This is a genomic window from Modestobacter marinus, assembly GCF_019799945.1.
Lineage (GTDB): Bacteria > Actinomycetota > Actinomycetes > Mycobacteriales > Geodermatophilaceae > Modestobacter > Modestobacter marinus_B.
On sequence record NZ_JABGCH010000115.1, the window covers coordinates 1 to 1,192 of the forward strand.

Below are 1,192 nucleotides of genomic sequence, written 5' to 3' on the forward strand. Positions count from 1 at the left end.
CTTGATGGTTGAGGCCCGCTTGATGACCTTGCGCAGCTTGGGGTCGGTGGCGTGTCCGTTCCGCCAGGCGATGTAGCGGCGGATCATGCTCGCCTGCTCGCGGTGGGATTCGTGGTCGGTGCCGTCGAGGGTGAAGTAGCGCAGCGCGGTGAACTGCGGCTCGATGCGGTTGAGCCAGGAGCCGTAGAACGGCGTGTAGGAGACCTCGACGTTGTTCGCCGCTGCCCAGCGGCCGACCCGGTCATCGGTGCGGGTGGACAGGTGCGGGCTGAAGTTGTCGCAGACGATCGCGATCCGCACCTGGTCCGGGTAGAGCGAGCGCAGGTAGCGGCAGAAGGCCAGGAACTGGGTGCGGCGCTTGCGCCGGGTGACGTGGCCGTAGAGCTTGTCCCGGGCCAGGTCGAGTGCGGCGAACAGGTGCCGGACACCCTGCGGGCGGGTGTAGGTCGCCCGCCGCCGACGGCGGCGCGGAGCGGCCGGATCGCCCGTGCCGCGGGCGACCGGGGCCCACTGCCGGCCCGGATGCGGCTGCAGGTTCAGCGGGCCGAACTCATCGACGCAGAACACCACCGTGGGATCGGCCGGGCCGGGCTCGGCCAGCCCATCGGCGATCGCGTAGAGCTCGAGCACCCGGCTGGTCTTGGCCTCGTAGTCCGGATCGGTGCTGACCTTGACGGTCTTCACCGCTTGAAAGCTGACGTCCTCGTCACGAAGGACCAGGCGCAGGCCCTCGTGGGAGATGTCGTCGACCACCCCCTCGGCGACCAGGAAGTCGGCCAGTTTCGACAGGCTCCAGACCGAGAACGGCAGGTCGTGATCGGCCGGGCGGGACAGCGCGATCTGCCTGATCCGGGCTCGCTGCTTCAGGTCGAACTTCGGCGGTCGACCGCCGGCGTAGCGGGGGTAGAGCGAGTCGAAGCCGTCGGTGTTGAAGTTGTGCAGCACGTCCCGGACCCGGTCGGCGCTGGTGAAGGTGACCTCGGCGATCTTGGCGACGGGCATGTGTTGCGCGGAGAGCAGCACCATCTGCGCCCGCCGCCAGGTCACCACCGATCCGGTGCCGCGGCGCACGATGCGCAGCAGTCGGTTGCCCTCGTCGTTGCTGATCGGCCGGACCTGCACGGAGTGGACCATCTCGCATCTCCTGCGGGGAAGTCAGGATCAGACGAGACAAGGCTGGTCCGCTCAGCGC

At 68.9% G+C, this 1,192-nt stretch carries 1 protein-coding gene; it reads right to left on the reverse strand.

The features are described 5' to 3' along the window. Positions 1–1,134 (reverse strand): IS630 family transposase (locus HK417_RS24325; protein ID WP_222273323.1); only part of this gene is annotated, 1,134 nt, incomplete at its 3' end. Between the last annotated feature and the right edge of the window lie 58 nt (positions 1,135–1,192).